General features: G+C 64.5%; 16 protein-coding genes. 8 read left to right on the top strand and 8 right to left on the bottom strand.

Annotated features, from left to right (window positions below):
• Window positions 1–8: 8 nt before the first annotated feature.
• The 4 genes from HFP89_RS08190 (at window position 9) to HFP89_RS08175 (ending at window position 2,612) form a co-directional block, all read left to right on the top strand.
• A complete protein-coding gene (locus HFP89_RS08190) occupies window positions 9–941 on the top strand; it encodes a metallophosphoesterase (RefSeq protein WP_168717172.1) in 933 nt (310 codons plus the stop codon).
• Window positions 942–1,286: 345 nt separating this feature from the next.
• Window positions 1,287–1,652 (top strand): hypothetical protein, encoded by a 366-nt coding sequence (locus HFP89_RS08185; RefSeq protein ID WP_168717171.1) that lies wholly within the window; start codon window positions 1,287–1,289, stop codon window positions 1,650–1,652.
• Entirely contained in the window at window positions 1,652–1,921 is a 270-nt protein-coding gene (locus tag HFP89_RS08180; protein WP_168717170.1) for a hypothetical protein, read from the top strand. The genes HFP89_RS08185 and HFP89_RS08180 overlap by 1 nt, the downstream gene beginning before the upstream one ends.
• A 43-nt stretch (window positions 1,922–1,964) precedes the next feature.
• Window positions 1,965–2,612, top strand: a complete 648-nt coding sequence (locus HFP89_RS08175; protein WP_346775214.1) for a hypothetical protein — start codon at window positions 1,965–1,967, stop codon at window positions 2,610–2,612.
• A gap of 90 nt (window positions 2,613–2,702) precedes the next feature.
• Here the strand turns inward: HFP89_RS08175 and HFP89_RS08170 are convergent, their stop codons facing one another.
• From HFP89_RS08170 to HFP89_RS08145, 6 genes are all read right to left on the bottom strand, one after another.
• Window positions 2,703–3,107 carry a hypothetical protein gene (locus HFP89_RS08170; protein ID WP_168717168.1) on the bottom strand — a complete coding sequence of 135 codons (405 nt, stop codon included), beginning with the start codon at window positions 3,105–3,107 and terminating at the stop codon, window positions 2,703–2,705.
• Window positions 3,108–3,237: 130 nt separating this feature from the next.
• Window positions 3,238–3,384: a hypothetical protein gene (locus HFP89_RS08165; protein WP_168717167.1), complete on the bottom strand. Its 147-nt coding sequence runs from the start codon at window positions 3,382–3,384 to the stop codon at window positions 3,238–3,240.
• A gap of 73 nt (window positions 3,385–3,457) precedes the next feature.
• Complete coding sequence (locus HFP89_RS08160) at window positions 3,458–4,765, bottom strand: VWA-like domain-containing protein (RefSeq protein WP_168717166.1); 1,308 nt, start codon at window positions 4,763–4,765, stop codon at window positions 3,458–3,460.
• A complete protein-coding gene (locus tag HFP89_RS08155; RefSeq protein ID WP_168717165.1) occupies window positions 4,762–5,880 on the bottom strand; it encodes a hypothetical protein in 1,119 nt (372 codons plus the stop codon). The genes HFP89_RS08160 and HFP89_RS08155 overlap by 4 nt, the downstream gene beginning before the upstream one ends.
• Window positions 5,877–7,691 carry a hypothetical protein gene (locus HFP89_RS08150; protein ID WP_168717164.1) on the bottom strand — a complete coding sequence of 605 codons (1,815 nt, stop codon included), beginning with the start codon at window positions 7,689–7,691 and terminating at the stop codon, window positions 5,877–5,879. The genes HFP89_RS08155 and HFP89_RS08150 overlap by 4 nt, the downstream gene beginning before the upstream one ends.
• Window positions 7,688–9,832 carry an ATP-binding protein gene (locus HFP89_RS08145; RefSeq protein ID WP_168717163.1) on the bottom strand — a complete coding sequence of 715 codons (2,145 nt, stop codon included), beginning with the start codon at window positions 9,830–9,832 and terminating at the stop codon, window positions 7,688–7,690. The genes HFP89_RS08150 and HFP89_RS08145 overlap by 4 nt, the downstream gene beginning before the upstream one ends.
• Window positions 9,833–10,012: 180 nt before the next feature.
• On the opposite strand from HFP89_RS08145, the gene HFP89_RS08140 reads away from it, so the two are divergent.
• The 4 genes from HFP89_RS08140 to HFP89_RS08125 all read left to right on the top strand — a co-directional run bounded on the left by HFP89_RS08140 (window position 10,013) and on the right by HFP89_RS08125 (window position 16,916).
• The gene (locus HFP89_RS08140) at window positions 10,013–11,443 is read left to right on the top strand and encodes a hypothetical protein (protein ID WP_168717162.1); all 1,431 of its coding nucleotides are present in this window, start codon (window positions 10,013–10,015) and stop codon (window positions 11,441–11,443) included.
• 644 nt (window positions 11,444–12,087) lie between these two features.
• Window positions 12,088–12,825 carry a hypothetical protein gene (locus HFP89_RS08135; protein WP_168717161.1) on the top strand — a complete coding sequence of 246 codons (738 nt, stop codon included), beginning with the start codon at window positions 12,088–12,090 and terminating at the stop codon, window positions 12,823–12,825.
• Window positions 12,826–12,904: 79 nt separating this feature from the next.
• A complete protein-coding gene (locus HFP89_RS08130; RefSeq protein WP_168717160.1) occupies window positions 12,905–15,130 on the top strand; it encodes a sigma factor-like helix-turn-helix DNA-binding protein in 2,226 nt (741 codons plus the stop codon).
• A gap of 97 nt (window positions 15,131–15,227) precedes the next feature.
• Window positions 15,228–16,916, top strand: coding sequence for a DUF262 domain-containing protein (locus HFP89_RS08125; protein WP_168717159.1), 1,689 nt, complete (start codon window positions 15,228–15,230; stop codon window positions 16,914–16,916).
• A 348-nt stretch (window positions 16,917–17,264) separates the two neighbouring features.
• On the opposite strand, the gene HFP89_RS08120 is transcribed toward HFP89_RS08125, so the two are convergent.
• Window positions 17,265–20,540: a helicase-related protein gene (locus tag HFP89_RS08120; protein WP_168717158.1), complete on the bottom strand. Its 3,276-nt coding sequence runs from the start codon at window positions 20,538–20,540 to the stop codon at window positions 17,265–17,267.
• Window positions 20,537–24,577 carry a hypothetical protein gene (locus HFP89_RS08115; protein WP_168717157.1) on the bottom strand — a complete coding sequence of 1,347 codons (4,041 nt, stop codon included), beginning with the start codon at window positions 24,575–24,577 and terminating at the stop codon, window positions 20,537–20,539. The genes HFP89_RS08120 and HFP89_RS08115 overlap by 4 nt, the downstream gene beginning before the upstream one ends.
• Window positions 24,578–24,640: the final 63 nt, after the last annotated feature.

Here is a 24,640-nt window from a genome sequence, read left to right as displayed (position 1 = left end):
ATAGGAACATGGAACACGTCTTCATCGGCGACATCCACGGCCACGCGCCGACCCTCCTGGCCCTGCTCGAACGGCTGGGTTGGAAGCAGCGGGGCGGCCGCCTGGCGAGCCCGGGCGGCCAGAAACTCGTCTTCGTCGGCGACCTGATCGACCGTGGACCGCAGAACCTGCGCACCGTCGAGATCGTCCGCGACCTGGTCGAGCGGGGCGACGCGCTGTGCGTGATGGGCAACCACGAGTACAACGCCGTCCAGTTCCACACCGAGGATCCGGAGAACCCGGGCGAGTATCTCCGCCCGCGGACCGAAGGCAAGGTCCGGCAGCACCGGGCCGTGCTCGACGAGATCGAGCATCGGCCCGGCGACTGGAAGGACATGCTGGCCTGGCTCCGGCAGCTGCCGCTGGCGCTGGAAGGCGAGGGCTGGCGCTGTGTGCACGCCTGCTGGCACCCGGGGCACCTCGAGGCGCTGGAGCGCCGCAGCGGTGGCTGGTACCTGCCCGAGAATCGCTGGGTGGCCGCGGCGCGGGGCGACACGCCCGAGTACGCCGCCGTCGAGACCCTGTTGAAGGGCCCGGAGTACGAGCTGCCCGATGGAGCCGGCTTCTTCGACAAGGGCGGCCAGTGGCGCCGGCACGCCAGGATCGCCTGGTGGGAGCCGGAGCCGGCCACCCTCGGCGAGGCCCTGCTGTTCCAGAGTCCGCCCGAGGGCCTGGACTGCGCCGCTGGTTATCGGAACCCGGATCATCCGGCCTACCCGGAAGTCGCGCCACCGGTGTTCTTCGGCCACTACTGGCGTAGCGGCTCGATCGAGCCCGAGCGTGCGAACGCGGTCTGCCTCGATTACTCGATCGGCAAAGGGCAGCGCCTGGCGGCCTATCGGTATTCGGGAGAGCTGCAACTGCGATCGGACGGGTTCCGCACGCAATCCTGCGTCTCGTAGTCGAGCGTTCCGAAGCAGGAGCGGGAAGAAATCGGGTTCGGTAAGCGGGAAAAAGCCCGATTTCCGATCGGGCCTTCAGCACAGAGAGCAAGAGGAAAGTGGGCACTGCGGGCGCGAGGTAAGCCGATCCGGACCTCGAAAGTGCCGATTTCGGTCGAAAAGGAAAGAAAGTCGCGATTTCCGCCGCCCGAAGATTGACGACCCGGAAATCTCATGCTAAAGGGATGAAATGTCAACCGAGCCAGCAAGGTAAAATGTAGCAAATACATGCAGTTATGTCAAGAAAAATTTGACAGATGGCCGTTTTAGGGGCATTCTTTTCGGCAGGCGAACGAGGGGTTGAACATGTCGAAGAAGAACCTGTCCATTGCGCACTTCGCGATGATTCATGACCTGCTGCCCTGTGGGCGCGGGCACCGGGGAAAGAGCCATGCGGTGATCGTGTCCGATCTTCGGCGAGACGGCGTCGATGTCAGCCTGAAGCAGGTCGAACGCGCGCTGAAGAGCATGGAAGGGCAGTTCGGGCTGATTCGGGGGTTCGGCCCGCGTGGTGAGCTGCGCTGGAAGCGCTCCAACCCGGAATCCATGGGCCAGCACTTCTACCTGGAGGACCTGAAGGGAGAACCACTCGATCCGTTGGAAACAACGGAGGAGTGGGAGACGGAATACTCCCTGACACTGCCGGGCGCGCGCTCGATGGAGGTGCATTGATGGCCGCAGAAAAGGCGCGACGTCTGTTTCACATCTACGACCTGTTGCCCTGGGAGGACGATGTGCCCGGCCGCACGGCCTCCGAACTGGCCAAGGTCGTTGCAAGCGCCGGCTTTACCTGCGACAAGGATACGGTCGCCAGGGATCTTCGTGATCTCGATCGCATTGCCCGGATCGAGTCGCAGCGAGATGGCACACGGATCCGCTACAAGCGCTTTCTGAAGGCCCGCTTGTCGGATTTCCTCGTTGACGAGCGGAATGTCGCTTGAGCGGTCGTCTCGTTCTCGCAGTCGATCATGGAGGGGTTACGAAGTGAAATCGAACCATGCTGAACTGAAGGCACGGCACCGGGAAGAACGTCATGCCTGGCACGAATATATTTCCCTCCGCGTCCACCGCGCACTGAGCTGGTTGAATCGCGCCGAGCAGTGTGAAGACGAAGACGGTCGTTTCATCTTCCTGTGGATCGCCTTCAACGCGGCCTACGCGCACGAGTTGGGCGAGTACCGTGAACTCGAGCGCCGGACCTTCGGCCGTTTCCTTTCCCGCCTGGTCGAACTGGATCGCGATGGCGAGATCGAGAGCGTGCTCTGGCAGCAGTTCCCGGGGCCGGTCCGCGTGTTGCTGGGGAACAAGTATGTCTTCCAGCCGTTCTGGAACCATCACAACCACCTTCCTGATTCAGACGACTGGGAGGAACGCTTCAATCTCGCGAATCGGGCCGCGAACAGGGCCATTGCTGCCCGGGATATCGGCAAGCTGCTCGGGATTGTCTTCGCGCGCCTCTACACGCTGCGCAACCAGTTGGTGCACGGCGGGGCCACATGGAACAGCCAGGTCAATCGCGACCAGCTCCGGGACGCAAACGCGATCATGGGCACGCTGGTTCCGCTGGTCATCCGCATCATGATGGACAACGCGGGGGAGTACTGGGGCGAGCCGTGCTATCCGGTGGTCTGAAAAGAGACGTCCGGATGTGCTGACCGGACCACGGAGGAATCGCTCGATGCTTCACGAAGGCGCCGGTACCGCGGCCATTCTTCGTCGGACTCATTCCCATTCGACGGGCGCGTAGCCCAGGTAGGCGCCGAACAGGCTCGGTGGGCCCATATAGGTCGCCAGCTTGATCGCGCCCGGAATTTCGATCCGGCTGGTGATCTCGTCGATCGATTCGTCGATCTCGTCCTCGGAGGCGCCCTCGGCCATTACACCCAGCCGGACGAACTCCTGCCTCGCGCGGTCGGACAGGTGCTCCCAGCCGCCATCGGAGGCGTAGAACAAGAGGTGTGGGCAGGCGTGAAGGTCCATATCGCACCCATCCTCGCTGGGCTCGATGGTCTGGACCCCACAGAAGGGGCAGTGGGGTGGCTCGTCAAAGAAATCATCGACTTCGCGGACTTCGATCGCTTCTGCCATGGATTTGCCTTCCTCCTCTATGTAGGGCAAGTCGATCACGGGACTGGTGCGACCCGGGATGGGATTTCATCTTGGCGGATCGAATTCTTGAAATGTGAGAATCGCGGCCGAAAATTCAAGGCCTGATTCGCTGGTTGCGATGGCCGCGCCCGGCCACACGCGGTCGCCCTCAAGCCGGCGTCGGAATCCCGATGATCGAGCCCTTGCCGTACTGTGCTTCGATCAGGTATTTCGCCTTCAGCCCGTCGTCGGCGTGGACGTAGACGACCTGCTGGGACCCGTTCGGGAGTCGGATGCGCGCTTTGTACTGTTTCATGGGTGTTCTCCTTGTGCGAATTGGGATGTCTTCATTCCAGGTATCGGGGAGACGGATGCTGTCGTATCGGGCGTCAGGGACGCTCCGGCGGATCGAGTCGCAGCACGTCGCCCCAGTCCGCCGGCGGCACGCCGTCGTCGGTGAGCGCCCAGAGCACCGGGTAGCGCGGGCGCTCGGGCGGGTTGGCGTAGCCGTCGGTCAGGAAGACCAGGGCGGCGTGATCGTCCTGTTCGATCGCATCGAAGACCGGTTGCAGTTCGGTGCCGCCGCCGGCGTTCTTCAGGTTGATCGTGGAGGTGGGTGGCGTGTTCTGGTCGAAGCGCTGGTCGAAGACGCACCGGGTATCGCAGGCGATGATGCGGATCTCGTAGCGTTCGAAGGCCCTCAGGATGTCGTTGAGTTCGGCCATGAACCGGGGGATCTGATCCAGGGTGCTGCCGGAGACATCCAGTCCCACGGCCAGCCGCAGTCGGGTGGCGCTTCGCGAGGGCAGGTACAGCCCCTGGCCGGCGAAGCGACGGTTCGGTCGCGTCCAGCGGTACCGGTCGCCGACGCAGCGCTCGGCGAATCGGCGGAGCACTTCCTGCCAGGGCACGCTGGGTGCGCCGACGATGTCGAGCAGTTGGTCCAGCCAGCCGGGATGATTGCCGTGAAGCCGCTTGTGGATCTGGGCAGCAGCGACTACCTGTCGCGGCCAGCGCGCCCAGGTCTTCGCGTCCGAACCCGAGCCGGGGCGATAGTCCGGGTCGCGGACCTGTTGCGGCGGTTCGCGTCGGCTCGGAGCGTCATCCGACGCGGATGAATCGCCGGTCTCTTCATGGACGTCGCCGTCGCTTTCGCCGGCTGTGCGATGGCGCGCGCGTCGGGCCGGGTCGTGCAGGTCGGCCAGCGGGCCGCGCGGCTTTGCGGTCAGTCGATCCGACTGCAGCGCGGCATGGACGGTTTCGGCGTTCTTGCCGACGTAGCGCGGAAAATGCACAACGCCTTCGGGAAGTTCGAAGCCCTGTTGGCGCAGCACGGAGTTGGTTTCGTGATCGATCGCCAGGTTCCAGAGGTCCGGTGCACGGCTGCCCCGGCGTGGTACGTGGAGGGCGGCGCAGTGCCAGACTTCGTGAGCCAGCACGAAGCGACGCGTGCCGGCGTCCAGCTGCTCGGCGAAACGTGCGTTGAAGAAGATCCGCTCGCCGTCGGTGGCGGCGGTCGGCAGTCGGCTATCGACAACCGGCACCAGGTCCAGTCGCATCGCCAGCGAGCCGAGGAACGGCTGGTCCAGCATCCAGCGGGCGCGGTCCCGCTCGAGCAGCCGGTAAACACGCTGCTTGGCGTGCTGTTCGTCCTGGTCGGGCGCTCGGAAACCGGGTTTTCCGGCTGCCAGCGTCATGCCGCGTGTTCCTCCAGCGAGAAGGCGTGGCCGTGCTTCCGGCGCCAGGCCGGCATCCGATCGTGCAGGATCAGGCGGTCCAGCGGTCGGCGGTCGTTCGCGGGGCGGGTCAGTGCATCGGTCATGACCATGGCCGCGAAGTCCGACGGCAACTTCAGCCCGATCTCCATGAAGCCGTCGAGGCATCGATCGAAGGTCTCATGGTCGGCTCGGGCCAGGTAGTACACCATCGCCGAGCAGAGCGCGAAGCGCTGGTCGGCGCGCTTCGGGAGGTCGAACTCATCGGGGTTCATCAGCAGCTGCTGGATGTCCGGCAGTTTCGAGGCCCAGTCGCGGAAGGCCATGAACGCGCGGCCGGCGCCGACGCCGACCAGGCCGCAGATCATCAGTTCCAGCGATGCCTCGTCGATCGCCCCGCGTTCGACCAGTCGGCTGACGCGCTCCCAGCTCCGTGCGCTGGGCCAGCCGCGTTCGAGGTCGACGTCCATGTCGTGGAAGTTCTCCGGGCTGAAGCGCAGGAAGCCGGTCACGTCGGGATGGATCTCCGCGCCGCCGGCCCAGCGCAACCAGTCCTCGAGGTCGGGCTCGACCTCGACGTGGCAGAAGCGGTTGGCCAGCGCGCTGGACATCATCGTCGACACCGCGCGATCCTCGCCGCGGTTGCCGGCGGCCACCATCAGCCAGCCGTCAGGCACTTGGTAGAGGTCGCCCAGTCGACGGTCCAGGATCAGTTCGTAGACGGCCACCTGCAGGCTGCGGTCGACCGCGGTGAGCTCATCGAACAGGATGATGCCGCGGCTGTCGGGGTCGCGCGGCCAGTCCGACGAGAGCAGCCAGTCGACGCGATCCTCCTTCGGCACCGGAAGGCCACGCAGGTCGACCGGATCGCGCTGAGCGAGTCGGATGTCGATCAGTTCGATGCCCTTCTTCCGGCAGGCATCGGCGACCAGGCTGGATTTGCCGATGCCCGGGGGGCCCCAGAGCATCAGGGGCGCGACATGGTGCGCACTGGATGCGTCGTCCCAGAGCATGTCCAGCTGGTGGGACAGGATGGCGGTGACCTGCTCGGGTCGGGCGGTCAGTGCGGCGGCCTGGTTTCGATTGCGTGTGTTCATTGCGTGGGGTCTCCGGTTCGTTCGTTGCGTTCTTCGATCGTCAGCAGTTCGCGCAGCGCCGCCGCGCGCAGTCCGGCGGGGACTTCGCCGTCGAGGCTCAGGCCTCGGCTGATCACTCGGAGGCCGGTTTCCCGTTCGACTCGGAGCAGATCGATGCCGGCGCGCAGCGCGATCGCGGCGCTGCCGGTGGAAAGGATCGGCTCGACCATCGCGGCCAGCAGGCCTGGCGCTTCGAGTTCGCCCAGCGCGTGGATCAGTCGCCGTAGCCGTTCGGTCAATCGCCGATCGTGGTCGTGGCGCACGGGGCGCCAATGACGATGGATCGCGGCAAGCCGATTCATATGGCGCAGTTCTCGGGCGCCGTCGATCCGCTGCAGGCACTGCGCGAGCCAGTTCAGGCAGGCAGCGCGGTCGAAGCCGGCCTTGCGCTGGCCGGTCAGCGCCAGTGCGAGGACCTCGGCATGGATCAGCCGGTCCAGCCGCGCCAGGGTGCGGGTGAAGCGGGCGGTGACGCGTTCCTCGCGGCACCGGAAATACAGCGCCAGATCATCGAGCCAGAGTCCGTGGTGCTCGGGTGCGCCATCGAACCAGCACCAGGCGGCCGAACCGGATCGGAACGCCACGGTCGAATCGTCGGTATCGATGTCCGGATCGCGATGCAGGGCATTCAGGTGGCACCGAACCCGCCAGGCGGCCTCGCGATCGCTCTTGCGTCGGGCCAGTTCCTTCAGCAGCCCCATGGCGCGTGGCAGTTCGTCGCCGACGCGAATGCCACCGCTCATCAATCGCAGCCAGTGGCCGGGCAAGGAATGGCCGTGACGGAAGCGGTCGCACTCGCGTTCGACCAGGTCGCCCAGTCGGCCCGGCGGCTCGTCGAGCAGCACCGCGAGGTGGTCGCTGGCCCGCATGCTGCCGTCGATGCCGAGTTCGAAGGGCTCCGGGCACTGCACCTCGCGCACCGCCGGCAGGCTGATCAGTTCGAGCCGCGTTCCGCTCGAAAGCTCGACGCGCTGGACATCGGAATACGACAGCTCGATCCTGTCCCAGCGTCCGTGGATTCGTAGCTGCCGACGCCCGCTGCACGAAATCGCCAGTCGTTCGCCCCTGCCTTCGACCGTATCCAGTCGCCGGCAGACATCGAACGCGGCATGATCGCTGGCAAATTCGCCCTCGACCCGCTCGAGGCGCGGACACTCGATGGCCTGAAGCGAATGCAGCCGGGCGTTCGACAGCCGGATCCGGCGGGCCATGCTGCCCAGCAGCACCAGCCGCTCCAGGCCGCACGCGTCGAGGTCCAGCGTTTCGGCGGCCCGGGCGCGGCCCAGCACCAGTTGCGTGGAGATCGCCGCATCGACCGGTCCATGCAACGCCGGTCCGAGCAGCAGGCCCTGGAACGGCGAACGGTCCTTCGCCGCGTCGAGGTGGAACGGATGGACCATCCACGGGGCCTCGAGGCCGACATCGGCCAGCGCGCCCTCGATGACGATCGGCTGCACGGGACGAAAGGCCGCGGGCAGCTGGATCTGGATGATGGCGCCGGGTGCATCCTGCGGTAGACGCAACTGGCGCAGCCCGGCCGGTAGTTCGATCTGCAGGTACAGGCCCGGGCTGCAGTCGGACAGGTCCAGCGATTCCAGTCCGGGGCACTCGGCGAGTGCCAGGGCACGGATCGACGCGTCTCCAGCCCGGACGTGCCCGCGCAGCCCGGTAAGGAACTGCCGGCCTTCGGCACCCGCTTGCGGGCGATCACTGGCGACGGCCGCATTCGTGCGGGGTTCGACAACCCGCTGGGTGATGCCGGGTTCGCTCACGGGCGGCTGCCGACCGGGGCGGTGAACCCGATGCCGCTGCATGCCGACTTCGCTTCGGGTTTCAGGTCGACTTCCTGCAGCAGCAGGTCGACCAGTTCACCCGCATGACGCGGACCTTCGCGCAGGCGCAGGCGTCGCGCGACCACGGCGAAGTCGCCGGGCGTGAGGTGGTCGATGGTGTCCATGCGCCGGCGCAGGCGGCGCGCGACGAGCCCCCTCGGCGTCAGGTCGGTTTCCTGCGCCAGGTCCAGGAACAGCCGCCAGCGTTGCTCCGGGCGCAGCCAGTCGAAGCGGATCTTCAGATCCAGGCGGCGCAGCACGGCCGGGTCGACGGCGTCCATCAGGTTCGTTCCGGCCACGAACAGACCGTCGAAGTTCTCCAGCCCCTTCAGCAGCTCGTTGACCTGGTTGACCTCGAAGTTCTGCCGCGCATGCTGCCGCGAGCGCAGCAGGCTGTCGGCCTCATCGAGCAGCAGCAGCGTCCTGCCGCCCCGGCATTCATCGAACATGCTGCGGATGTTCTTTTCGGATTCGCCCAGGTACCGATCCAGCAGGTCCGAAGCCCGGTATTCGACAAGCTGCAGTCCGCAGCGGTCGGCCAGGTGCTGCGCGAAGCGCGTCTTGCCGGTGCCCGGCGGACCGTACAGCCCGATTCGGGCCTGCGGACGGGCGGTCAGCGCCGAGGTCAGTGCTTCGAGATCCTCCGACGCGTTGATGATCTCCGGCCGATAGGGCAGCCCGTTGTCCGACGCTCGTCGGGCGTCGAGGGACAGCTCGAGGCCGAGGTTCTCTTCGAGGACCCGGCAGAACACCCGGCCCTGGCGATCGATGTCCTGGCCGGCGATCAGGCGCGCGACCCGACCGGCCTGTTCGATGCGCGCCGGCGTGGTTGCCTTTTCCGCGCACAGCGCGCGCACCTTCGGGTCGCGCTGCAGCGCCGACGGCAGCTGCGCATCGAGCATCCGCAGGCGCGCGTGTGCCGGAGGCGTCCTGAATCGCAGCACCAGGTCGAAGCGACGACGCAGCGCCGGGTCCATTTCGTCCGCGTGGTTCGTGATCCAGATCGTCGGGACGCGGAGCGTGTCCAGGCGCCGGATCAGGGCGGCCTTCGTGGTGCGGTACCGCTGCATGGGCGCCGGCATGTCGGTGGCGAGGACCGCGTCGGCCTCGTCGAAGACGATCAGTCCGTTCCGGCTGCCGAGCGCGATCAGGTTCTGTGCCAGCGCGTGGTACTGCAGGCGCTCGCCCGCGGCCGCGGCGTCGCCATCGTGATCGACCTCCTTGATCTCGTAGCCGTCGAAGTCGAGTTCCGAGGCCAGCAGGCGAGCCAGTTCCGTCTTGCCCACACCCGGCGGGCCATCGAACAGGATCGATCGCGCCAGGCCTTCGTTCCGCAGCGCCCGCAGGTAATCGATGGCCAGATCCCGCTGTTCGGCCATGAACTCGAAGTCGCGGAGCTTGAGGTCGGAACGCGTGGCCGGTCGCACGGCGCTCTCGAGGAGATCGACCATCTCGAACTCGGTGCTGGTCAGCAGCTTCATTCCCCGGTGGTTGATCTCGACCAGCGCATCGACCGATGGAACGCGACCGAGGCCGAAGGGCGAGCAGTGGCGAACGAGGCCGGAGGCGACCAGGGCCGCGTCGGGCTGAAGCGCGGCTTCGATATCATCGGGAGAATGCCCGGTCACGACGCTCAGTCGCCACGCGAAGCCCGGCAGGTCGATCTTCCGAAAGGCCAGGTCGGCGACGCGCTCGAACAGGTTGCTGGCCCGATAGACGATCAGGAAGACCAGGACATCGGCCTCGACGGCGCTCAGCCCGAGGTGCCGGCACAGGCGCTCGATGTTGTCCGCCAGCCCGCCGGTGACGGATGCGGACTCGGCAGGCATCGACCGATGCATCTGCACGATGACGTCGGCGCGTACCTTCGAATCGTCGTCCAGCGGAAACAGGGCGTCGATCTCCGCGCCGGCTTCGGGCAGGCCGATCCGGTCGTCGAACAGGGCGCCCTGATCGACCAGCATCCGGAGCATCCACTGCCGGATGCGCCCGATGAAGCCATCGATGGCCGGATGGATGCAGGTGGTTTCCTTCTTTCGTGTTCCTTCGTTCCGTTCCCGTTCGAATGTCGTCTCGTTCATGCAAGCCCTCCTCAGCGTCGACTCGCAGTATCCACGCGACCGCGACGGATCCTGTCGCACTGCAACATTGCCGACCTCGTGAGGCGTGCAATCCTGCAATGCGACAGATTTCGTCGGACCCGTTCGTATGCTGGCCAGGATGAAGTGCTGGAGACACCGGAAATCACCCTGGAGCGACGCATGAGGGTCGGGCGAACCGACGAACGGCTGGAGACCCGCATCGACCGAAGAACGCTCGACGTGTTCGGTGTCTGTCGATTCCGCGCACTGCCGGTGCGGCAGCTTTCGCTTTCGACACCCACCGACCTCGTCGGCCTCCGTACGATCCGCGTGTCCGACATGCCCGAACTGCAGACGATCGACCTGTCCGCGTGCCGGCCGGGATTCGAGCTGCACCTGGATGCGCAGACGGCGCCGCCCGAAGTCGTGCTGCCGGCAGCGGGCGCGAGGGTCTTCATCGAAATTACCGCCGGCTTTCCATCGGTGCGCATCGATGGCCGGATCGAAGAGCTGGTGATCCGCTGCGTGGCCCGCCATCCGGTGGCCGGTCTGTATCGGATCGATGGTTGCGATGGCGCAGTCCTGATGCCCGGGGACGCCCTCGAGCCGGCCAAGGACATCGAGCGCTACATCCGGATCGACCAGAGCGAGCGGGGACTGCAGTACAAGGACCTTCGGCGGGGCGTCGGCCCTTCCGAGGTGATGTGGAAACTGGTCGACGCCAAGACCGGCCCGCTGGCGCCGATCGGTGTCCTGGCCCGGATGGATCCCGCCGCCCTGGCTCGATTCGCGCTGGACGATTCGAAGGAAGCCGTCGAGGAGCGCCGGGCATGGCTCGAAGGAATCGAGCAGCCCGAAATTCTCGTTCGCCACCTTCTGCGGCAACTGCACGACGGCGCGCCACCGCGCGCGATCTGGGCGCTGCGCTGCCTGCTTCAGTGCAGTCAGCGTGGCGATGAGCGAGCCGCTGTCATCGGCCATGCGCTTCTGTCCGCCCGTGCGATCTGGGGGACGGGGCGTTCCTTGTTCCGACGACCGCGGATCGATGTCGACGATCTCGAGTTGTTGCTCACCTGTCGGCCGACTGGCTTGACGCGCCGTTGCGATCGTTTCCTGGCTCACCGCTGCGGCGCCGCGCAACTTCCCGACCTGCTGAACTTCGCGGCCACGCTGCCTGCTCACCACCCATGGGCTGCGGAGCTGGACCGGATGATCGAGGTCTCGATCGACCGTTGGCACCGCCTGCAGACCGTTCCTTACGAACGCCTGACCGATATGGAACGTGCGGATCGCATGGCGTCCTTTTCCGGGACTTCAAGAGACCTGGAGCATCTGTTCCGGAGTGGCAGGCGTCTTCGAAGCGGTCGGACGCTCGACCGCCTCACCGGGCTCGTCGAGCGCCTGCTGGATGCCGACGAGCGCGTCCGCCTGGCGCGGAAGCTGAGCCAGGACAGCCATTCGCTCGGGCGGCCGCTCGTTCTCTCCGCGCTCCGATCGGGGGCCATCCGCAATCGAGCACTCCGGATCTGGGCGGCCCGGTTTCTCCTGGGGCACAACGATCCGCATCGCGAAGGGCCGGGCGCGGACGAAGACTGCATGGACCAGGCATGAACGGCGCACCGATGTCGGTCATCGATGAACCGATTGGAAGGCAGATCGAAGGGCGGGTGTCGGGTCGCACCGGCTTCCTCTTCAGTGGTGAGCCGTTCAGTCGGAAGTCTGAAAGCTGCAGCGCTCGTTATTTGCCGGCGACCGATGATTCGAGCTCAGCCATTCGATCTCATACACCTGCAAACGCCCGGGTCAGACTCTACTGGATCGGGAAAGCTGTTTTCGGCGCGACTCCAGAGTCGTCGCGGAATGATTGGAAGGCTTGATTTGCGAGCGGCGACGTGTCCCGCCTGACGGGCTTCCTAGCATACTTGAAGAACAAAATTCAAGCCATTTTCTTGACAAGTGGCTTTTTTCGAAATAGCATTATCCCTATGACGTTCCTGCATCTCACCCGCTGCCACGATCGACTGCATCTGCAGTTCCGAACCGGGATCGAGGTGCTTCCAATCGAACGCTCTTTCACCTCACCCCGCAGCCACCGTATGCCTTCCTGCGTACTCGATGGCACGTCGGGGACGACCTTCTAGCTCTCGTCGCGTGAGGCGTGTTGCCGTGCGCGGTTTTCGCTGGTTCTTCCGTTCTTCGCCGCATCCGCGGTGGGGGAACGTCTGCTTCGAATTCAATACGAGAGAGGGGTCCTCATGTCCATCGATTACATCAACAACGAATCCATCACCGTCCTGCGTCGCCTGGCGCTGCTTCATTTCTGCTATAGCGAATTCGGGGCATTTCCCGATATCCAGCAGTTTCTGAAGAAGAATCGGCTTGGTGTCAGTACACGACAGTTGCAACGCGATCTTCGGGTCCTCGAACAGACGTTCGGTGTCGTCAGAATTGCAGATTGCGACGGACGTCCCTCCTGGACGTGCCCGTACTTCGAGGACTGGACAGCACGGCTGCAGCGAAAAGGGCGCGCCGTTTCGTCCGGCAAACCCGCCGACGCAGACGATTCGACGATCCGCGTCGATTGCGCGGCGGGCCGGGAAGAAGCCCGGTCCCGTGCGGCGACCGAGAAGATGATGCGGGTGATGCTGATCGTCGAGATGCTTCCGAGTGAAGATGACGAGCCTGCCGTCAGTACCCGAGAGATCGAGGCGTACCTGACCTCCCGCGGATTCGTCGTCACCCGCCGAACCATCCAGCGCGACCTGGAGTTCATCCAGCAGCATTTCCTGGTCATCGGGGAACAGGGCAGGGGGCGTCAGCAGCTGTGGCGACGAGTCTGCATCGGCGACTGGATGGACAACTTCGAGCCGCGTTACCCGCGGATCGATTTCGAGCGCAGCGAGGCCGTGCGGCGCTTTCTCTATGGCAAGGTGCAGAGCGAGCCCGGACAGTGGGAGATCGTCGACAGGGCCCGAGTCGGTTCATTGCATTGACCCGGCGCGTGAATTCCGATAGGTCGAAAAGGCCGACTGACAAGCAGAATGACGCAAAGCCTTCAGGGAGGGAATGCAAATGGCGATAAAGAAACTGACGTCCGAACTCGCGGCCGGCGAAATCGTAGTCGGGATCGTTCTGAGTGAAGAAAGCGGTGGGCCGCTTCTGACGGCGCTTGTACAGCGGATCGAGGAGCTGGTCGCTCAGCAGCGGCCGGGTTCGGAGTTCGAGGGGGTGATTCGCCAGGCAGAAGATCAGAGCTCATCCGTTGCTCGCTTCGGCGAAAGCTGGTCATCCGACGATGCCCGGGAGATTCTTGATCAACTGCATGGTTTCCAGGCACTCATCGCTGGCGATTTCTCACCGGGATCCGCCCTGCAAGTGGAAGATTCGCCACCCTCCGGCGGGAGTCGGCCATCGGGGCCGTCAGTGGATGAGCCCCGCCCGATAGATGGTGAGCTTCCAGTGGTGGACCGCTCCGGCTGGATCCGTGAACTCGCATCGGGCTCTTCGAAGGCTGCGACTCTACTGGCCGAACAATCCATCGAATCGGACTCGAAGTACCTGGAGATCGAAGAACGGTTTACCGCCGAGGAGCGCATGGAACTTGCCGAATTCCGGTTTCGCTACGGAATGCGGCAGTCGTCGAACGAGGAGGCTCCTGGCGGAACCGATCTTCAGGTCCTGTCGGTTTTCATGCCGCCATGGATTTCGAGCATCCCGTTCGGCCTGAAAGGCTTCCCTACCCGAGGCCGGAACTCCCTTCCCCGAGCCGGAATCAAGACCTTCGATGAGCTCTCGAGGGTTCCGCTGGAAAAGATGATGCGCATCGAGACGTTCGGTAAGAACACCTACCAGAAGATCGGCGAAGTTTTCACGAATGAACTTCTTGATCATGCCGAGGCCCAGTTGGCTGATCCTGGAAAGGATTCCGACAGATCGTTCGAACTCGGACAACGTTCGAGGAGTGATTTCTCGAGCTTCGAAGGGCTCTGGTCCGAAGTGCTACGACTGGTTGCGGGCGATGCCGAGAAGGAGATCCTGACACGACGGATCGGAGTGGGTCGATCGGACGGCGGTGAAACACTGGAGGAGATCGGGAAATCTCGAGGTGTCTGCCGGGAACGCATTCGGCAGGTTCAGGCCCGCGCCGTCATGCGGCTCAGAGAAGATCCGAGCTTCAGGAATCTGCGGTCGAACCTGGAATCCGAAATCGAGAGCAGGATCCGGTGGTCCGGCGGCCCGATCATGCTCGGAGAGAAATGTGTTGTTCCGTCGCTGCGAGGTGCAACCTTCCGGACCGTGAAGCAGTTTTTCCAGTTGATCCTTGGGAGTGACTACAAGGTTCTGATCTCGCAGGACGAGGATGGCGGCGAGACTGCCAGAATCCTGTTCGGTATGTCCGAAGATGAACTGAGAGATGCTCTGAATTCGCTCAAGGAATTCATACTGGCTCATCGGGAAGATCCACGATCCATATTCATTCCCGAGGTCGAACAGTACATCACGGGCAACCACCATGAGTCGATCCACTCCGACCTCAAGGCCTTCGTGGATGAATGGATCAACTGGGATTATTCGAGTGACCCGCGAATCATTTCCTTCGGCGACAGTATTGAAGCCGCAGCCGCCGCCGTCCTAGAGCGAGCGACACGACCGCTGAAGATTTCGGAGTTGATCGAAATCGCTCGAAACGATTTCGCTCTCGATCAAGGAGAGGGAAGTATCCGGAACGCCGTCGGTATTCTCTGTCGGAGCCCGGGGGAATCGGGCCGGGAGGAAGTTGCTGTCGCGGTATTCCAGATCGGTCGAAGCGAATTCACGACCGCACGCCATCTTCCCATCGATCTGGAACAGACGGCCTGCCTCGCGCCGGTCCTTCGCGACCTGATCGTGAACGGACGCGAAGGTCTGATCCCCGGCGAACCTTACCAATGGCATACACTCGATCTCTGGAAGGAACTCGCTCGCGAGGTTCCGGGCAACGAGCTCGCGAACATGGACGAGAAGATTGCCTGGCGGGCTGTCGACTGGTTGCTTCGCTACCATGCTCCCAGCGGCATTGTAAATCTGATGAAGGGGCGATGGGCCAAGAAGGTTCAGGGCCTTGAGCAGAAGGCCCGAACTTTCGAACAGGGGCTTGTTCTGGTCCTCGAGGAATACTTTCCGAACCATCGCGGCACAAGAAAAGATGTGCTTGAAAAGCTCGAGGAGATTCAGAGTCTCGGGTTTCCGAAGGTGATTGCGGCGTTGAACCCTCCGCTTGCTGTCGATCAGAGGGAGATCTGGCTTGTCGGCTCTTGAATCCTAGAACCGGGGGCGTCCTTGTAGTCCTTTTTCCTTTTCTTGTGAAGAGTATGCTTCGTTCACAGCGGTTGGTCGATAAATCAAAGGATTCGCGATGAGCAATATCGAAGCCAAGGAAAAGCGGATCGGAAAGGTCCTCTGCAGCGACTACGAATTTCATATTCCGGACTATCAGCGTCCTTACTCCTGGACGGAAGAGCAGGCGGAAGAGCTCTTTTCGGATCTTCTGGGTTTCATGCGGGATACAGGCGGCGAGGACAAGTACTTTCTCGGGAGTATCGTGCTCGTCAAGGGCGATTCGACCCGGGCCGAGGTGGTCGACGGTCAGCAGAGGATCACGACGCTCACGATCCTGTTTGCCGCAATTCATGAACGGCTCCGTCATGCCGGCATCAGCGATTTCCGTGCCTATATCGTCGAGCCCGGTAACATCGCGGAAAACCTGGAAGCGAGGCCCCGGCTCTTCCTGCGGCGCCGTGATGCCGGGTTCTTCCGCCAGCACCTTCAGGATCCGGGTGGTTTCGATCGATTGCTTTCACTCGATCCGGAGGGCCTGACGGACCCGCGGAAGAACATCGCACTGAATACCCGATATTTTCGCGATCGGCTGGGGGAGCTCACGGAGGACGACGCGCTTCGGCTCGGACAGTTCATCGTTCGGAACTGCTACCTGGTCGTCGTCTCTACGGACCATGTCGAATCGGCCTACCGGATCTTCTCCGTGCTGAACGATCGGGGGCTCGATCTGGAAACATCGGACATTCTCAAGGCAGAGCTCATCGGCAGGATTCCCGCAGATCTCCAGGAGGAGTACACGGCTCGCTGGGAGACGATCGAGGAGTCATTGGGGCGTAAGGGTCTCAACGAATTGATCGCGCATGTGAGAATGATCTACAGGAAGGAGAAAGCACGTCGCTCCGTTCTCGATGAGTTCAGGGCACACGTGGTCGCTGCTTTCGAAAACGCTTCGGATCTGGTCGATGACGCCCTGATTCCATATGCCGATGCCTTCGACATCATCAGTCGCCAGGCGTGGACGGGGTCGGGGAAGAGTGCTGAGATCAATTCCCTTCTGGCATTGATGGATCGACTGAACAACGTGGACTGGGTGCCCGTCGCCATGGAGTTCATGCGGCGGTTCCGGTCGGATCCGGAGCTGCTCCTGCGACAACTTCGTGCCCTGGAAAGGCTCGCGGGATCGATGTTCGTTCGCGGCGTCTACGTCACTCCAAGGATCGAGCGGCTCGGAAAAGTGCTGAAGGCGCTCGATGCCGGTGAGAACCTGCTTGATTCCGGATCGCCTCTTCAGCTGAGTGCGGACGAGGCGAAGAGAACGCTCGAGCTTCTGGATGGTGAGATCTACACCTACCCGGCGAAACTGCGGATGTACATCATGCTCCGCATCGATTCGTTCCTCTCGGGCCCGGGAGCGACCTATGACCATCGGATCACCACCATCGAGCATGTGCTTCCGCAGAACCCGAGCGCTCAAGCCGAATGGAAGAGATCGTGGATGCCCGCTCAGCGGGAGCTCTGGGTCAACCGGCTCGGGAATCTGCTGCTTCTCTCCCGTGCGAAGAATGCCCAGGCATCGAACTACGATTTCGACGAGAAGAAGAAGCGCTATTTCACGACGGGGAAGGGCGTGTCTTCCTACGCGATTTCGACGCAGGTTCTGAATGAAGAGGAATGGACGCCGGAAGTCGTGGAGCGCCGGCAGCATAAGCTGCTCGATGAATTCAATACGGGCTGGCAGCTCGAGGTCGTTCAAGCAGAACTCTGAAGCGATTCGGGTCGTTCGCTCGCCCCGGATGTCGAATCGCACCAGATCGAGAAAAGGGATACAGTGACTGTCTGACTGCCGATCGGAACTTCCGGATCAGTTCCTGGATCCTTGCGTGATCCATGGCTTCGGTCGAACCGTAATGCGCGAGCGGAAGCTCGACGCCTGAAGCATCCAAGCTGAAGACCGGAACGAATCGATCGTACCCGGGTGGAATTCGTGAAAGACCAGCGTCCGACCAGGATTCCTCCCCGAACCAGCCGGCCAGCAACCATTTCTCCGGCTTCGTCAGGAACGGGACTTGAATACCGTAGGAATAGAAGGGTTGGAGCATGTCCCGGAGCATGGTCAATCCGACGTCGGACTGGATCGAAGCCCGAGCCAACAGACGAGCCGCACTTCTTCCTCCGGAACGGGATCAAGCGGATCCGGTGCATGGAAGGGTTCGAGTCCGAGTTCGTCCATCGCCTCGCCGAGGAGCTTCGACCGTTGTTCCTCATCGAGCCCTTCTCGATCCAGGATTTCTCGCAGCACGCGCTCTTCCCGCAGCGGAATCGGTGATTCGGCGCATTCCATCCAGCGCTCGAGTTGCTCTGCCGGAGTCCTCGTCGGCGGGTGCTCCGAGAGCTGCTCCGCGATGCGTCGGCTGACCGGGCGGAGTCTCGGCTGCAGATTTGCAGGGTCGGTCTCGTGCATCCAGGCCGAGTGGATATCGCTTCTTGCGCGGGCCCAGGCGTCGAAGGCGGTGTCGATCAGCTCACCGTCCATGAGGTGCTCGGCGTTCTCCTCGCACTCGAAGCGTCGCAGGCAACTGCCGATCTCGTCATCGACAGGCGCATCCGGGTCCAACGGGACGAAGCGGAGATAGGTCCGGTCGCGGACCCGGGCGCAGAAGACGTGTCCGCTCTCGCCATCGCTCCGGATGATCGAGCCGGCCTTCCAGGGCAGTTCGACGATCTCGCGGCGACGCCGTGAAAGTGCGCGGCGGAGCTGTTCTCGATATTCCTCACCGGACTGGGCTGCTGACTCGGTGCCGCCTCGTTCGTACAGCTCGGCACTTTCCTCGTGCAGGCGTTCGATCTCTTCACGGGTTTCGGTGAACGATCGAGCCGCGCCCTCCGCATCCGCGATGGGTGCCTCGTCCAGCCCGACCGAGGCGGCCGCCTGGGCCAGCTTGTGGCGGACCCGCTCCTCGAGCCGGAGCAGGCGATCGAGCTGCCTGTCGGGGAAGAAGGTGTGGAGGAAAACCCGCTCGTGCGGGCTGTTGATCCGGTCGACGCGACCATGGCGCTGGACCAGTCGCATCGGATTCCACGGCAGGTCGAGATTGATGATGTTCCGGCACTGCTGGAGATTCACGCCCTCGGCCAGCACGTCGGTGGCCAGCAGCAGGTCGAAGCGATCGTCCTCGGGATCCGGGTTCTCCATCGAACGTGGCGCGAACGAGGCGACGACCGATTCGCGCGACTCGCCCTGACTCGAACTGTCGCCCGCCACCGAAACGATCCGATCGGCGTAGATCTTCATCCGATCGTCTTCCGCGGCCCGCCGTTCCAGGAAACGACGGACCCAGTGCACCGTATCCTCGTAGTAGGAGAACAGCAGCACCTTGCGGTTCGTTCGAGCGGCAGCCGGGTCCAGACCGTCGCGCTCCGCATCCTTCGCGATCCGGTCGAGTACTTGCACCAGTCGATGAAGCTTCGGATCGTCCTCGGCGCGGACGGCGCGCAATGGGTCCAGCAGTTCGCGCAGCAGGCCCAGGTCGTGGTCGACGTCCTTGCGCAGTTCTTCGACGTTGAATTCGCGCGCCGGGCGCCCGCCGGGATGGTCGGCCAGCAGGGATTCGATGTCCTCCTGATCGTCGGCGGCCGAGATTTCCTGCAGCAGCTCCTTGGTCGCGACGGTGCCGCCGGCGAGGGCTTCGAGGAAACGTTCGTGTTCCTCGATCATCCGCTCGAGGCTCAGCCGGAACGCGTGCACCGAGGATTCGAAGCGCTTCAGCAGCTGGGAGCGCAGCAGGCCGACCAGCGCCGTGTCCTCGGGATCGGGCCGGCTGCCCGCCGGGTACTTCTCGGCCTTGTAGCGGGCCAGCCGCAGGCCGTCGCTGCCGGAATCCGGCGCCAGCACGGCCTCGATGCGGTCGAGATAGCCCGGCAGGAGGGCTTCCAGGTCGTAATCGATGGAGCGCGCGACCGGCTTCGGAAAGCGGATCGGCTGGAGGTTGCCCTCGCTGTCCTCGATCATGTCGTCGCGGTAGTGCTTCGCGATGAAGTGGCGCGTGCGCTTGACCGTGACGGCATCGATGATCGGGAACAGCAGGTCGGGGTTGAGATCGAACGGATCCTCCTTCATCGCTTCCTTGAACCGCTCGCTCAGCGACAGGATGCCCTGATCGGCCAGCGCGGCGTCCTGCTTCAGGAAGAAGCGCAGCAGGTGGAACAGGTCCCACAGCGAGTTGTTGACCGGAGTCGCGGTCAGCAGTACGAGATCGCGGCGCGGGCCCTGCAACAGACGGCGCAGCACACCGGCGCGGGTGGGTGCGGACGGGTTGCGATAGGCGTGGGCCTCGTCGACCACCACGAGCGCGTACTCGTCGATCGGCCGGTCGAGTTTGACCTCGTCGCCGCCCAGCTGGCGATCGCGGCCGAGCTCTTCGTAGGACACGCATTCGGCGAACAGCTGGTGTTTCGACAGGAACTTCTTCCAGGTCGAGTCGCGCAGTGCGGCCGGCGCGACCAGCAGCACTCGCTGGCGATTGCGGACGTAGCGCGACATCAGCTCGCCCGCCGTGTAGGTCTTGCCGAGGCCGACGCCGTCGGCGACCAGCACGCCGTGGTAGCGCTCCAGCAGACGGATCGCGCGCTGCACGCCGTGCTTCTGGAACTGCAGCAGCGGAATGCCGCCTTCCTGCGCTTCGGCCTCGAGTTCGGCGCCGTAGAGCTCGTAGAGTACCCGCATGAACACCAGCCAGGGCGCGTGGAAGTCCAACAGTGGGGCGTAGTAGGCGGCGATATCGAAGTCGGTGGCCTGCGCCCAGAGCTCGTCGTACCAGTCGGCGACGCGGTTGACGATCGCCGGGTCGCCGTGGCCGAGGTTCAGCTCCAGATTCCGCTTCATGCCGCCGGCGGTGAAGTTCGACGAGCCGACGACCAGGCCGCCGTGCGGGCTGCGCAGGTGCCACATCTTGGCGTGCATGAAACCCCGGTCCAGCAGCCGGACGCGGACGCTGTCCCGCGCGAGGAACTCGAGCAGGCGGCGCACCCGGTCGGTGGTCAGTCGATCGAAGGGCAGCAGGTCCCGGTGCCGCTTCAGACCTTCGTCGAGATCGTCGAGGGCGTGCTGCAGCGCCTCGCGCTCGGTCTGGTCGGCAGGCCGGTGCGATTCGGGCATCGGCTCGGCGCCGAGCAGCAGGCGGACCGCTTCCATGCCCTTCAGTGCCGCGTCCACCGAGGCGAAGCCGCCGAGGTTGAAGAAGGTCGAAGCGATGCACAGCTCCGGTGCAGCGCCGTCCAGCTGGCGGGCCGCGGCGAGATGCCGCGTCAGAGCGTCGGCCAGAGTATTGCCGTCGCGGTTGTCGACGAAGGCCGGTCGCGCGGCGAGATCGAGTTGCAGGGCGTCGTTCATCGAGCCGACTCCGATTCGAGTTCGTGGTACTGCGCGAGGACGGCCTCCAGCCGGGGTCGATGATCCCAGCCTTCGTGGAAGGTCGCGAACAGGTGTTCGATCAGTTCGGGGTCCAGTCCGTAGAGCCGGGCCGACAGCGCGTCGACCCGATGGATCAGCCGCTCGCGTTCGGCCTCGTCGAGTGGGCCGAATTCAACGCCGATGGCCGACGCCCAGTCCGCGTAGCGTTCGTCGACGGCGGCCAGGCGGCCAGCGGTGCGGATCATCCCAAGGCGCAGCGGATCGTCCTGCGCAGGGCGCGGTACCGGCAACGGGTAGAGGACGTGATAGTTCAGATGCGTTTCGACGAATCGGCGAGCGTACCAGTCGAATGGCAGGGAAGACATGACTCCCAGCAGGAAGGCCTCGTCGGTTTGTGACCCGCGGGGCCAGAGAAGATATGGCGCCGCATTGACGCAGACCACGTCAGGCGGAAGAAGTGCGGCTACGCAGGTTCTCGTATTCGTGCGGTTCGTGATGTCCCGAAAAGCGATCCGCGGATGCAGGCAGGGCAGGGTGCTTTTGTCGTTGATCCAGTCCTCGGGCATTTCATTGAAGGCCGAGCGAGAATTTCTGGAGGCACGCGCCCGCTTCTGCTCCAGCACCGGAACCACGTGCTCCGGATCCGCCCAGCCATAGTACGTCCCGGTATCCGGCGTCCACAGGTCGAACGACGCGCCCTTGTAGACCGGCCAGAAGCCGTCCGGGCAGTCGACGGATTTCATGTCGAAGTGCTTCTTGTCGTTGGTGGCGTGGAACTCCGTCGCCAGCCGGATCGACCAGTCGCCGGCGTCTTCGTCGCCGAGCGCCGGGTGCTCGCTCATCCGGCTCATGATCCGGCGCGAGCGGTCGGCGGGCAGCCCATGCGAGCGGGCGTCGGGAAGCAACGGCAGCGCACAGGAGGCCGACATCCGGCCGATCTCGTCGAAGTCGAAGCGCTCGCCCTCGAAGCCGCCGAAGCGCTCGAAGCGATCCCGCGAATGGAACGGCCCGCGCAGTTCGATCGAGGTGGTCTCACCGGGAGCCTTTCGGAAGGCACAGAGACCGATGGTGTACTGGGGGTGGACCTCTGAGAACACCCACTGACGATTGTTCAGCAGCATCGTGATCTCGACCGATCCGCCGCTGGAGAACAGCCGCTGCCGGAACTCCGTCGACCCCTTGGCGATCAGCGCCGAGCGCGGCAACACCACGCCGAAACGGCCACCCTCGGCCAGCAGGCCCCAGAAGCGCCAGCAGAAGGCCTTGTACAGATCCGGATCACCGGTACCCATGCCCGGGTAGGGGCCGGCCATCAGCGCCTTGCGAAGGGTTTCTGCCTGCTGCTTCTCTGCTTCGAACTGCTTCGCCAGATCGGGCCGGGTGCGCTGGAGGTCCTTCTTCAATTCCTCCTGCTCCCTCTGCTTCAATCCGCGCAGTCCGGGCCGGTGCCGGGCCCAGAAGGCGTCTTCCTCGACCGTCGCCTCTTCCCAGGGCGGATTGCCGAGGATCACGTCGAAGCCCGGTCGCTCGCGCAGGAAGACCTCCGGGAAGGCCACGGGAAAATGCAGCGGGTTCATTCGGGACAGTCGAGCCACGGAAGCGTATTCCGAGGCCAGCTTTTCCATCTCCTCGCGGACCTGGGTCCAGGAACCGGGGGGCAGCGCGAAGTCCTCGCCCTCCAGCCGGGTCGCGGTGACCAGATCGCAGAGGTGCTTCGCCGGCAGGATCGCGTTGCGGGCTGCCTCGTGGGCGTCGCGGGCGCTGTCCAGTTCGGTCGCGGAGGCATCGGCGATGCGTCCGAGGCGTTCGAGCGATTCCATCGCATCACCCACCAGCTCGCGGGTCGAGATCGAGAACAGGTCGGCCTCGTCGCCGGCCAGTGCGTCCTCGATCTCGCCGACGTCGCCGATGCCGACCAGCGAATTGCCGCAGACCAGGTTGTGATCGAGCAGCGAAAGTGGCAGGCCCGGCACGAAGGTGTGGACCCAGACCGCCAGCCGGGCCAGCTGGACCGCGACCGGATTCATGTCGACGCCGTAGATGCAGCGCCGGGCGATCAGGCGGCGGAGCAGTTGGCCGTCCTCGATCGGCATCTCGTCCTCGAGCCGACCGAGCTGGCGCCTTGCGGAGCCGGCCAGGTCGGCCAGCTCCTTGCGGACGGCGGCCAGGTTGCGCTCGGCGAGGAAGCCCGAGAAGGCACGCTCGATGCGGTCGATCGCGCCGATCAGGAAGTGGCCCGAGCCGCAGGCGATGTCGGTGATGCGGAAGTCGAACAGCGCGCGGGCGGCCTCGTCGTCGTCCAGCGCCTCCAGCCGCGCGAGGTGGTCGCGCAGGGCCGGCTCCAGCGCCATATCCAGCAGGTGGTCGACGATGTAGGAGGGCGTGAAATAGCTGCCCGTCGACTTGCGCTGTCCGGAGCGGTGCAGGAAGACCTCGCCGCGAGCCACGACGACGGCGTCCTTCTTCTTCGCCGGCCGGTAGCTGCCGTCCTTGTCGACGGCGAGGTCCTCGGGCGCGGCGGCCAGCTCGCTTTCGAGCAGGCCCTCGTAGATCGTCCCGAACTCGCGCACGCCCAGGCTACGGAAGTCGACCGGGCCGAGGCCTTCGGCCGTGTCCATCAGCAGCAGGTCGCGCAGTACCGGGCCGAAGGCCGTGTTCGGCAACGCGATCGACTCGAGCGCATGGCCGATCGGGGAGATCGCTACATCGGACGTGAACAGGCCGCCGTTGTAGACCGGGATACCCCATTCGGTCCGGCCGCGGTCGATCGCATGGAAGATCCGCATCGTTTCCTGCCACAGCGAATCGTCGTCGTCGAAGGCCGTGCCTTCCTCGTGCTGGGCCAGCAGTTCGAGGGCCTTCTGGGTCAGCGAGCGGGCACGGTAGGCTTCGTTCCAGCGGTAGGGCAGCAGGTCCTTGTCCTCGGCGTAGCCGATGAACAGCAGCCGGAACAGGACCAGCATGGTCATGCGGTAGGTCTCGTCCAGCTCGCGTTCGGTCGGCTCCTGGAGATCGCGCGCGGCGATCAACGCCTCGGCCAGCGCAGGCACCACCTTGTGATAGACCCGCTCGCGCAGGTTCTCGGCCAGATCACCCGCATAGCGCTCGGAATCGGCCAGCAGCCGCTCGATCGTGCCGCCCTCGCACAGCGCGTCGGCCGAGAACAGCAGCCAGAGATAGGCGGCCAGCTCCTCGGACAGGACGTCCGTGTTCAGCTCGACGAAGGTCTCGGTCCGCCCGCGCCGCCCGACGCCCGCGTCGATGGCGGTCGGATAGAGGCGCAAGCGGCCCTTCTGGGTGACGATGACGTACGGAAGCCCCTCGCGGTCGGCGATGTGGAGCGCATAGGCCACGGGCGACTGGCCCGAGAACCGATCGAGGTCGGCTTCCGGGGCTTCCGAGGCGTTCAGGACCACCGCGGCGGCCCGCCGCTTGCCGCGTGCATACAGGAAATTGATCAATCGGTCGGTGTGCTCGAGCTCGAAGTCCAACGCCTGAAGCAGCGCGGCACCTTCCGGCCGGCCCCGGATCCCGCGGGCCTTCGTTTCGGCCGTTTCCCACTCGGGTAGCGCACGTGCACCGTGGAACAGCTCATGGGTGGCGAACAGTCCGGCGTTCCTAAGTCCCGGCACGTCCTGTTCGAGCGTCGGCAGCAGCTCCTGCAGCAGTCGCCGGGCCGCGTGGCGGTCCGGGGCTTCGAGCGCGGCCAGGCAGATCCGCTCGGCCTGGGCAGCATCCAGCAGCGGCGAGACAGGCGGATTGTCGCCGCCCGGGCCGCAGAGGATGCATCGGTCCTCGACCAGCACGGCCACCAGCAGCGGGGCCGCCCGCCCGCCGTTCCGCTCGGCCCAGACCTTTCGGATCGCGCCCGCAGCCGGAACGGTGCCGGCCCGGACGACCAGCACTTCCAGTGCCTGCTTGCCGTTGCCCAGCGCCAGCCCGATCGGTTCGAATGCGCCGATCTCGGTCTGAGCCGGTCTCAGCTGGATTTCTTCGAGGAACTGCCGTGCCCCCATGGATGGCCCCTATGCCCGATTCTCTGAGGTCCAAGGTCCGATGATAAACGGTGAAGGTGCGGT

The organism is Wenzhouxiangella sp. XN79A, from assembly GCF_012272825.1.
In the GTDB taxonomy this organism is placed as follows: Bacteria; Pseudomonadota; Gammaproteobacteria; order Xanthomonadales; family Wenzhouxiangellaceae.
This window is presented reverse-complemented; position numbering and strand designations above follow the sequence as displayed.

What these genes read in the sequence shown, in the direction of transcription:
- HFP89_RS08115 (WP_168717157.1), bottom strand. Translation starts at nt 24,577, where the DNA reads ATGGGGGCACGGCAGTTCCTCGAAGAAATCCAGCTGAGACCGGCTCAG.
- HFP89_RS08185 (WP_168717171.1), top strand. Translation starts at nt 1,287, where the DNA reads ATGTCGAAGAAGAACCTGTCCATTGCGCACTTCGCGATGATTCATGAC.
- HFP89_RS08155 (WP_168717165.1), bottom strand. Translation starts at nt 5,880, where the DNA reads ATGAACACACGCAATCGAAACCAGGCCGCCGCACTGACCGCCCGACCC.
- HFP89_RS08145 (WP_168717163.1), bottom strand. Translation starts at nt 9,832, where the DNA reads ATGAACGAGACGACATTCGAACGGGAACGGAACGAAGGAACACGAAAG.
- HFP89_RS08135 (WP_168717161.1), top strand. Translation starts at nt 12,088, where the DNA reads ATGTCCATCGATTACATCAACAACGAATCCATCACCGTCCTGCGTCGC.
- HFP89_RS08180 (WP_168717170.1), top strand. Translation starts at nt 1,652, where the DNA reads ATGGCCGCAGAAAAGGCGCGACGTCTGTTTCACATCTACGACCTGTTG.
- HFP89_RS08160 (WP_168717166.1), bottom strand. Translation starts at nt 4,765, where the DNA reads ATGACGCTGGCAGCCGGAAAACCCGGTTTCCGAGCGCCCGACCAGGAC.
- HFP89_RS08125 (WP_168717159.1), top strand. Translation starts at nt 15,228, where the DNA reads ATGAGCAATATCGAAGCCAAGGAAAAGCGGATCGGAAAGGTCCTCTGC.
- HFP89_RS08120 (WP_168717158.1), bottom strand. Translation starts at nt 20,540, where the DNA reads ATGAACGACGCCCTGCAACTCGATCTCGCCGCGCGACCGGCCTTCGTC.
- HFP89_RS08190 (WP_168717172.1), top strand. Translation starts at nt 9, where the DNA reads ATGGAACACGTCTTCATCGGCGACATCCACGGCCACGCGCCGACCCTC.
- HFP89_RS08130 (WP_168717160.1), top strand. Translation starts at nt 12,905, where the DNA reads ATGGCGATAAAGAAACTGACGTCCGAACTCGCGGCCGGCGAAATCGTA.
- HFP89_RS08140 (WP_168717162.1), top strand. Translation starts at nt 10,013, where the DNA reads ATGAGGGTCGGGCGAACCGACGAACGGCTGGAGACCCGCATCGACCGA.
- HFP89_RS08165 (WP_168717167.1), bottom strand. Translation starts at nt 3,384, where the DNA reads ATGAAACAGTACAAAGCGCGCATCCGACTCCCGAACGGGTCCCAGCAG.